This window comes from bacterium (genome assembly GCA_030652805.1).
In the GTDB taxonomy this organism is placed as follows: domain Bacteria; phylum JAHJDO01; class JAHJDO01; order JAHJDO01; family JAHJDO01; genus JAHJDO01.
Genome location: JAUSPT010000046.1, coordinates 21,178 through 30,341, shown reverse-complemented (window position 1 = coordinate 30,341; position 9,164 = coordinate 21,178). Strand labels below are relative to the sequence as shown.

Sequence of the window (9,164 nt, the reverse complement as noted above, 5' to 3'; positions counted from 1 at the left end):
GCCATGGCAGTTGGCTAGAGAGAAGGTGCCGGATCTGGACAAGCGCTTGCTTATGATTCCACCTATTGACCTTGATGTCGTGATCAGATTAGATCAGTCTTTTTCTGGCAAGGGGGGTAATGATGTGTTGACCGTTCCCTATAGTTTTTGACATGAGATTGTAACACCAAAATGATAATGTCCTAATTAGCCAAAATAGGACATTCCTGCTTGACTTAAGATAATCCGATATGCTACATTATGACTCGCTTCAAGAGTGTCCCCATCGTCTAGTGGCCTAGGACTGTAGGTTTTCGACCTACCAACGGGGGTTCGATTCCCCCTGGGGACGCAATGAAAATCTCATTAATGACCTATAAGCACACTAAGGAGCTGTTTACTGATTTAGGTGTTCTTTGTAACTTTTTAGATACCATAAAATCGTATGGCATTACAGGAGTGGAGCCTATGTTCCTGGAAGCAGAGGATTTCTATCTTAATCATGACTTATTGCATGAAGTTTTAGAAGAAATAGTGAGGAGAAACATGTGTATTCCTAATATTGACCTTATTGTCAACCATCTAAAACCCGGATGTTTTGAGGAGGCATGTGAAAAAACAAGAACAATGATTAACTCTGCTTCTGTTTTAAAACCTGATCTTGTCATGACTAATGGAAGTAGATTGCCCGAAGATATGTGCCCTGAAGAGGCAAGGAAACTTGTTGCTCTTTCTATTGATAATGCAATTGAAGCTGGCAAAAAGCACGATTTAGATATTGCTATTGAGGCATTTGGTATCTCTTATGATATTATGTCAACATCTGATATGCTTGAAAAGATATTTTCTATGGTAAAAAAATTCCCACTGTATTTTGTAGGAGATTCAGCCAATTCATGCTATGGGGGAGAATCTTCTGTAGTTGCGCTTGAGAAATTCTGGGATAGATTAAGACATGTGCATATAAAAGATGTAAAGAAAACACAAGAAGGCACCGGGTATCCTGCAAAAGAAGATAGGTGGCTGGGACAAGCTGAACTAGGAACAGGAATCGCAGGAATAAAAGAATTCACAGCGTTTCTAAAAAGTCGCTCCTATAACGGCTGGTATTCCCTTGAGACTTACTGGACTGACAGTCTGGAGGTTATTGGAGAGTATGTAAATACACTGAAACAACTACTGCACGGGTGTGAAGAATGTTAGATGCAAATGTACTGGTACTAAACAGATTGTGGCAGGCTGTAAACATATGTACGGCAAGGAGAGCTTTCTCTTTGCTTTATACAGGCCAGGCTCAGGTAATTAATGTTGAAGAGGGAAAGTTTAGTGCCTTTAATTTCGAAGATTGGAAGGATCTATCAGCCTCTTTTGAAAAGTATGAGGAAGTTATACGCACCATTTCCTTTACAATAAGGATCCCAAAAGTCATACTTCTGCTACTCTATGAGAAACTACCCTGCTCATCTATAAAATTCAATAGAAAAAATATTTACCAAAGGGATAAAAATATATGTCAGTATTGTGGCCGAAAGTTTGACATCATGAACCTCAATATAGACCATGTAATTCCTAAAGTGCTTGGAGGAAAAAGCGTGTGGACAAATGTAGTTTGTTCCTGCATGAACTGCAATCTCCACAAAGGGGGAAGAACCCCGCAACAGGCTGGAATGAAACTGATTCAGACTCCGAAGGAACCTAGGTGGCAATATCTTGTGCACTTTAATATAAAAACTATGCATCATGAAAGCTGGAAGCATTTTATTGACACAGCATATTGGAACACAGAGCTTGAAAGCGATGAGGATAAATAATTATGCCAAAGATATCAAAAAAAGATGTTGAATATGTGGCAAGGCTTGCAAGATTGAAATTACGAGAAAAAGAAAAAGAAGCGCATGCTGAACAGTTAAACAAAATCCTCGGATATATGGACAAACTTAACCAGCTTGATACGACTCATATAAAGCCTACGTCTCATGTAGTCAAAATGCAGAACGTGTTCAGAGAAGATACCGCAACGCCTTCCATCCCTGTTGACAATGCCCTTCAAAACGCACCTGATAAAAAGGATAATTTTTTCAGAGTACCTAAAGTTATTTAGAATTAAGGATTAAGACGCTTCGCTCTAAGGACTAAGTTTACAAATAAATAACTATGTTTTTCGCTTAATTCTTAATCCTTACGACTTAATACTAAAAATTTAAAGTTCGGGTTTTATTTGATATTTGGATCTTGTTATTTGTCGTTTGATTTATGGCTGTCCCACTGAAGTCCGCCAATAACAGCGTCTGCAACATTATTTAGATGATCGCCCATCTTTTCAAAGTTGCTCAGAAGATCAAGGAAAACAATTCCCGAAACTATATTGCATGCCTTATTTCTCAGTCTGGAGGTATGATTATTTCCAAATGTCTCTGTTAATTCATTTATCCTCTTTTCCCTGTCCCAGACTTTACGCGCAATTGTTACATCATTTAGCTCTAGCGCCTTGATTGCATCCTCCAGCATTGCTGTAACTTCCGAATACATCTCTCTTAATTCCTTAATTGCTTTATCGCTAAACGGGAGCTTTTTCTCAATCGCTCTTTCTCCAAGTTCTACGAGATTTTCAGAGATGTCCCCTACGCGCTCTATATCATTAACCGAATGAAGTAACGCGGGTATCTTCTCTGCCATCTCAAAGCTTAAACTCTTCTCGGAAAGCTCAACCAAATAATGTGTTATTGAGCTCTGCAGATTGTCAACAGCCTCTTCTTTACTTATAGCGTTATGCATTATATCTATATCCTTTTTAAAGAACCCATCCATCACTTTATCAACCATTGTCTTAACCATGTCAGTCATTCTTACAAGCTCTTTCCGCGCCTGCTCTATTGCTATGGACGGAGTATTTAGAAGGTGCGGTTCCAGAAACTTTGGAGCATAATCAAGAGATGCGTCTTTTCCCGGCACGATTTTCTCTATTAGTTTAGTATAAAGCCCTGTAAATGGTAAAAACAATACGGCATTAATAACATTAAATAGCGTGTGTGCATTAGCTATTTGTCTTCCAATATTATCCGATGTATGTAGAACTAAGACTTTATACACTGGCAAAAGAGACAGAACTATTATTGTGCCTATTAAATTGAACAGAAGATGAGCCACAGCTGCTCGGCGCGCCCCAACATTAGTTCCAATGCTTGCCAACATTGCAGTTATACACGTTCCAATATTATCTCCAAGCAATAACGGGATTGCTGCGCTTATATCAATAAGCCCTCCTATTCCAAGAGCCATGGTAATACCAACTGTTGCGCTGCTTGACTGAACAATCATAGTTACAATCATTCCGGCAAGTACTCCTAAAATAGGTGTCCTGCTAAAATTTACAAAGATATCCTTTGCAGCCTGGCTGCTACGCAAGAACCGCACAGTATCTGTCATAATGCTCAGACCAAGGAGTAAAAGACCAAATCCAAATATGACCATACCAATTTGCTTTGGCGTGCGCTTCTTGCAGAAAAAATGCAATGCAAAACCTATTCCAATAAGAGGAAGTACATAATGAGTTATTTTAAAAGCAATAAGCTGAGCAGTAATGGTTGTGCCTATATTCGCTCCAAATATGACACCAATAGCCTGTTTTAATGTCATAAGACCTGCATTAACAAACCCTATCACCATAACTGTTGTTGCGCTGCTTGACTGAATAATACTGGTAATCCCTGCGCCAGCCAGTAAGCCGAAAAAAGCCTTATTGGTTATCATGCCCAGTATTTTTCTCATCTTATCTCCAGCTGCTTTCTGGAGAGCATCACTCATTATGTGAATGCCGTAGAGAAATAACCCGAGCCCGCCAACTGTACCAAAAATTATGTCTTTTATCATTTAAGTAAGTTCCTTACTGCGCAAACTCTTTGCTAAGCGATTTCTTTGCTTTTTCTATCTGAGCTTTTACGTTTTTCAGGCATGTGCCGCCAGGGGAGGACTTGGATTTTACTGAGGAACTGGGGGAAGTGAAATTCAGAATATCTCTGGAAAACAAGTTTGAAAACGTCTTAAATTCTGAATAGGTGAGATCTCGTAAATATTTTTTGTTATCTATACAGTATCTAACTATCCTGCCAACCAGTTTATGCGCATCCCTAAAAGCCATGCTCTGTCTTACAAGATAATCAGCTATCTCTGTTGCGCATGAAAAATCCATGGATAAAACATTCTCTAATCTCTTCCTATTGGGTTTTATATTCTCTAAAAGCTTTGTCCCTGCCCTCAGACATATCTTGACTGTTTCGACAGCATCAAACAGAGCTGACTTATCCTCCTGCATGTCTCTATTATATGACAGAGGCAGCGCTTTCATTAACGTAAAAAGCGTAATAAGCGATCCATACACTCTTGCAGTTTTCCCTCTTATCAGTTCAGCAACATCAGGGTTCTTCTTTTGAGGCATCATACTGCTTCCAGTACAAATACTATCATCCAATTCTACGTACCCAAACTCCTCTGAAGAATAGATGACAATATCTTCACATAATCTTGAAAGATGCATCATGAGAATGGCAGAGCAAGATACAAATTCCAGAATAAAATCTCTGTCACTAACTGTATCTATGCTGTTTTCTGTAATAGCGGGGAAACCTAACAGTTTAGCCACATATTTACGATCAATTTGGAACGAAGTTCCTGCAATTGCGCCTGCGCCCAGAGGCATAACATTTACCCTTTTAAAACAATCTTTGAGTCTGCCATTATCCCTGTCCAGCATATTAAAGTAAGCCATCAGATAATGCGAAAAAAGGACTGGCTGCGCATGCTGCATATGGGTGAGTCCTGGGATAATAACATCAATGTTTTTCTGTGCTATATTAATAATTGTTTTCTGAAGCCCTTTAATGAGTTCTGATACCTCCGATATTTCATCACGCAGATATAACCTTTCGTCAAGCACAATCTGGTCATTTCTGGACCTTGCTGTGTGGAGTTTGTTGCCAATCTTTCCTATTTTTTCCACAAGCCTGCGCTCAATTGCCATATGTATGTCTTCATCTGCACGCGTATATTTAAGCTCTCCCTTAGAAGCTTCTTGAAGAATTTCTTCCAGTCCATGAAGTGTTTTTTTTGTGTCATTCTTGGAGATTACATTAACCTTGCCAAGCATTTTAATGTGGGCAATACTGCCTTGAAGATCATATTCTGCCAGCTTTACATCAATATCTATTGAGGATGAGAACTCTTCAATAAATGGATCTAAAGTTTTTTTGAATCTTCCATCCCATGATTTTTTCATGATATTTCTATCTCTCTAAACATCCAGATTACCTACTTCCAATGCGTGTTCCAGAATAAACTTTCTTCTTGGTTCCACCTGATCACCCATTAATATTGTAAATATCCTATCTGCTTCTACAGCATCTTCCATGCCCACTTTTAAAAGCGTACGTTCTTTGGGATCCATAGTTGTTTCCCACAGCTGGGACGGGTTCATTTCTCCAAGTCCTTTATAACGCTGTATAATCAAGCCCTTTCTCCCCAATGCCTTTATACTGTCCAGAATCTCATAACCGCTATTTATTTCGTACTCTTTATCTCCTGTACTAATTCTATATATCGGCTTTTTCTTCCCACTTTCTGGAAGAAGAGTATCTGAGCTTATGCCTTTCTGCTCCATTCTCTTTAATATATCGCCAATCTGCCTGGATTCGGGAAACTCAGTAATCTCGGCGGTTGTAGGCTCTGCATTCTCAAATATATTAAGCTGCTTTTGTGTCTCATTCTGCTTCTCCTCTAGAGCTGCTAATTCCTTATCCGTGTAAAAATACTGAAATCCCTTAGCTGTACGCACCCTGTATTTTGGAAAGCTATCCGTATTCTTATCCCTTAATTTAAGATAATCTACAAAACTTATTCCTCTACGTTCAACCACTTTTATTAAATTCTCAAGCTGCGCAAGGTCGCTCACTATTGCTTTTAGTTGCATATCTGTGAGCTTTCTTTGCTCCTTAAGAATTGTTATTTCTACATCCTTCAGCCCTGAAGAGAGTATAAAATCGTTAAAAGCTTTGTCGCTTTTAAGATATTGCTCTGCCTTTCCCTTTTTAACCTTGTATAATGGAGGCTGAGCAATATAAATATATCCCTTCTCTAATAATGTTGTCATCTGTCTGTAAAAGAAGGTAAGCAAAAGTGTCCTGATATGTGCTCCATCTATATCAGCGTCTGTCATAATTATTATTTTATGGTATCTTGCTTTTTCTATATCAAAATCCTCCTCCCCAATCCCTGTACCAATGGCTGTAATAAGGGTTCTTATTTCTTCGTTATTTAATATCTTGTCTAATCTCGCCTTTTCTACATTTAGAATCTTCCCTTTTAATGGCAATATTGCCTGAAAAACCCTGTCTCTGCCCTGCTTTGCAGAACCGCCGGCAGAATCTCCTTCAACTATATATATTTCACAAAGCGCAGGGGACTTCTCCGAACAATCTGCCAGTTTCCCTGGAAGCGCTAAAGAATCAAGCGCTCCCTTTCTACGGGTTAACTCTCTTGCTTTCCTAGCAGCATCTCTTGCCCTGGCAGCAAGAATAGACTTTTCTAAAATCTTTCTTGCTATCACGGGATTCTCTTCCAGAAAGTTCTTGACCTCCTCGCTTGCCACAGAGTCCATTATGCCTCTAACCTCTGCATTGCCAAGTTTTGTTTTTGTCTGTCCCTCAAACTGTGGCTCAGGTAATTTTACACTTATAACAGCCACCAATCCCTCTCTTACATCATTGCCAGACAGAGAAACGCCCTCTTTAAAAACCCCCGATTTACGAGCATAATCGTTCGCAACTCTGGTTAAAGCAGATCTAAATCCAGCCAGATGAGTTCCTCCCTCTTGAGTATTTATGCTATTGGCAAATGCAAATATATTTTCCACATAGGAATCGTTATATTGCATTGCAACTTCCACTTTAATGTCATCTCTCTCTTTAGAAAAATATATGGGGTTTTCGTGAAGAGCTATTTTGTTTTCATTAAGATACTTTACAAAAGAAACAATCCCTCCTTCATATTGGAAGACATGTTTTTTGTCCTCTCGCTCATCTATTATGCTTATCCTTATCCCTCTGTTTAGAAAAGCAAGCTCTCTTAATCTATTTGATAATATATCAAAATCAAAGTTAATATCTTTAAATATATTAATGTCTGGCTTAAACGTAACTCTTGTTCCTTTATTCTGCGTTTTTCCTATAATTTCTAAAGAACTGACTGGCTTGCCAATTCTAAATTCCTGCTCATATATTCCCCCATCTCTCTTAACCTCTACCAGCAGCCATTCTGAAAGGGCATTAACAACAGATACGCCTACTCCATGCAGCCCCCCTGAAACCTGATATGCTTTATGATCAAACTTCCCGCCTGCATGAAGCATCGTCATTACCACTTCTACTCCCGACTTCTTATGCTCAGCATGAATATCAACAGGAATTCCCCGTCCATCGTCTATCACTGTAACGCTGTTATCCACATGGACAATAACATCTATTGTTTTACAGTAACCTACAAGCGCTTCATCTATGCTGTTGTCAACAACCTCATACACTAAATGATGCAATCCTCTTGCCCCAGTATCTCCAATATACATACTTGGGCGTTTTCTAACAGCTTCCAACCCCTCTAAAACCTGAATTTCCTGTGCGTTATATCCGTCTTTCTTTGTCTTATCCATCAAGTCCTCTCCTTATCAGTGCAAATTTCAAAATTTTAATTTTAAATTAGCCATTGCTTAGTTTAATCTTTATCTCTTTTACAAGAGCCTCTTTAAATTTCACATTAATACTATTCATTAAATCCTGTTTCATTAAGCTCAATTCTTGAAGCCATGCTGAGTTATCAACGCTTATATATAAACTTCCCCTCCTTAACTCGCGCACCTCTACATGCTCCCTGCTTTGCGCTCCTAAAGTTTCAGCTATATATTCTCCTATTTTTACTCTCTTTTTCTTGCTTTCTTTTTCTTTTATCCTAGATATTATATCATCAACAATACTCTTTATATGTTCTGGTCTAGTATACCCGACCACTATATTTTTATTGGCATTATTACACACAGGTAGTTGTCTAAATTTACTTGCCTGATAACCCCTGGATTTTCGCTATCTATGAAATCAAAGTAAACTTCATCATCTCCAATATTCTTCAAAACATCCATTATATAATTAGGATTAAATGCTATCGTTAGCTCTTCTCCTTTATAATCTATTTCCATCTCCTCTTGTGCCTGGCCTACTTCAGGTGTTTCTATTGATAAAAGCATCATATCTTTCTTAAGATTTAATTTTATATAATTGGTCTTATCATTTATTAAAAGCGAAACTCTCTTTACTGACGTAAGAAATTGTTCAGTATTTAATTTAACCCTCTCCTTATATTTTTTTGGCAAGATCTGATTATAATCAGGAAAATGTCCTTCTATTAGTCTGGACGTTATTATAATATTATCTGTTTCAAAATTAATTTGTTTTTCCCCTATTATAATCTTAATATCTTCCCATTCATCTATAATTTTTGATATCTCATTTATTGTTTTTGCTGGAATTATTACTTTTTTCGTGTAATCATCAGGTACATTTACACTATCAAAGATATATGCCAACCTTTTTCCATCCGTAGTTACAGCCTTTAATAAAGTCTTATTCTTGTCCCCTTTCTCTATTTCTAAACAAACTCCATTTAATACATACCTTACTTCATCATGTGACATAGCAAATGCTGTCTTATTTATCATATCCTTAATGACACTTGTTTTTATATTAATACTTTGTTTTTTTGGTGAGCTTGGAAATTTAGGAAATTCATCTTTGTTAAGACTGTTAATTCGAAATAATATCTTACCGCTTTTTATATTAATTATATTGTTTTTTTCCTCTATAATCTCTATTTCCCCTTCAGGTAATTCTTTTACTATATTGGTTAAGTGTCTTGCAGGTAAGGTTATAATGCCTTCTTTTATTACATTGCATTTAACAGTATATTTCATTCCTATTTCTAAATCAGTGGCAAATATCGTAACATTATCTTTATTAGTTTCTATTAAAATGTTCGACAAAATAGGTAATGTTGTTTTTGGGGTTATTGCACCAATAATAATTTGAGTAGCTTTAAGTAAATCTTTTCTTAGACAACTTATTTTAAACATATTAATTACTCCTTTTATT

The 9,164-nt window shown here is 37.4% G+C and carries 8 protein-coding genes and 1 tRNA gene; 4 read left to right on the top strand and 5 right to left on the bottom strand.

The window, feature by feature from the left end:
- The first annotated feature begins 258 nt into the window (after nt 1–258).
- The 4 genes from Q7J67_05190 (at nt 259) to gatC (ending at nt 2,080) form a co-directional block, all read left to right on the top strand.
- Nucleotides 259–331 (top strand) — tRNA-Glu (locus tag Q7J67_05190).
- 2 nt (nt 332–333) lie between these two features.
- Complete coding sequence (locus Q7J67_05185; GenBank protein ID MDO9464674.1) at nt 334–1,182, top strand: TIM barrel protein; 849 nt, start codon at nt 334–336, stop codon at nt 1,180–1,182.
- Nucleotides 1,176–1,790 carry an HNH endonuclease gene (locus Q7J67_05180; GenBank protein ID MDO9464673.1) on the top strand — a complete coding sequence of 205 codons (615 nt, stop codon included), beginning with the start codon at nt 1,176–1,178 and terminating at the stop codon, nt 1,788–1,790. Before Q7J67_05185 ends, Q7J67_05180 begins: the two co-directional genes overlap by 7 nt.
- Before the next feature lie 2 nt (nt 1,791–1,792).
- Nucleotides 1,793–2,080: an Asp-tRNA(Asn)/Glu-tRNA(Gln) amidotransferase subunit GatC gene (gene gatC, locus Q7J67_05175; protein ID MDO9464672.1), complete on the top strand. Its 288-nt coding sequence runs from the start codon at nt 1,793–1,795 to the stop codon at nt 2,078–2,080.
- Between the two features lie 134 nt (nt 2,081–2,214).
- On the opposite strand, the gene Q7J67_05170 is transcribed toward gatC, so the two are convergent.
- From Q7J67_05170 to dnaN, 5 genes are read right to left on the bottom strand one after another with little or no spacing between them, the layout of a single operon-like run.
- Entirely contained in the window at nt 2,215–3,849 is a 1,635-nt protein-coding gene (locus tag Q7J67_05170) for a Na/Pi cotransporter family protein (GenBank protein MDO9464671.1), read from the bottom strand.
- A 13-nt stretch (nt 3,850–3,862) separates the two neighbouring features.
- Nucleotides 3,863–5,251, bottom strand: coding sequence for an argininosuccinate lyase (argH, locus tag Q7J67_05165; GenBank protein MDO9464670.1), 1,389 nt, complete (start codon nt 5,249–5,251; stop codon nt 3,863–3,865).
- A gap of 15 nt (nt 5,252–5,266) precedes the next feature.
- Complete coding sequence (gene gyrB, locus Q7J67_05160) at nt 5,267–7,675, bottom strand: DNA topoisomerase (ATP-hydrolyzing) subunit B (GenBank protein ID MDO9464669.1); 2,409 nt, start codon at nt 7,673–7,675, stop codon at nt 5,267–5,269.
- Nucleotides 7,676–7,721: 46 nt separating this feature from the next.
- On the bottom strand, nt 7,722–8,030 hold the full coding sequence (locus Q7J67_05155) for a DUF721 domain-containing protein (GenBank protein MDO9464668.1): 309 nt from the start codon (nt 8,028–8,030) through the stop codon (nt 7,722–7,724).
- The gene (gene dnaN, locus Q7J67_05150) at nt 8,030–9,145 is read right to left on the bottom strand and encodes a DNA polymerase III subunit beta (GenBank protein MDO9464667.1); all 1,116 of its coding nucleotides are present in this window, start codon (nt 9,143–9,145) and stop codon (nt 8,030–8,032) included. The genes Q7J67_05155 and dnaN overlap by 1 nt, the downstream gene beginning before the upstream one ends.
- Between the last annotated feature and the right edge of the window lie 19 nt (nt 9,146–9,164).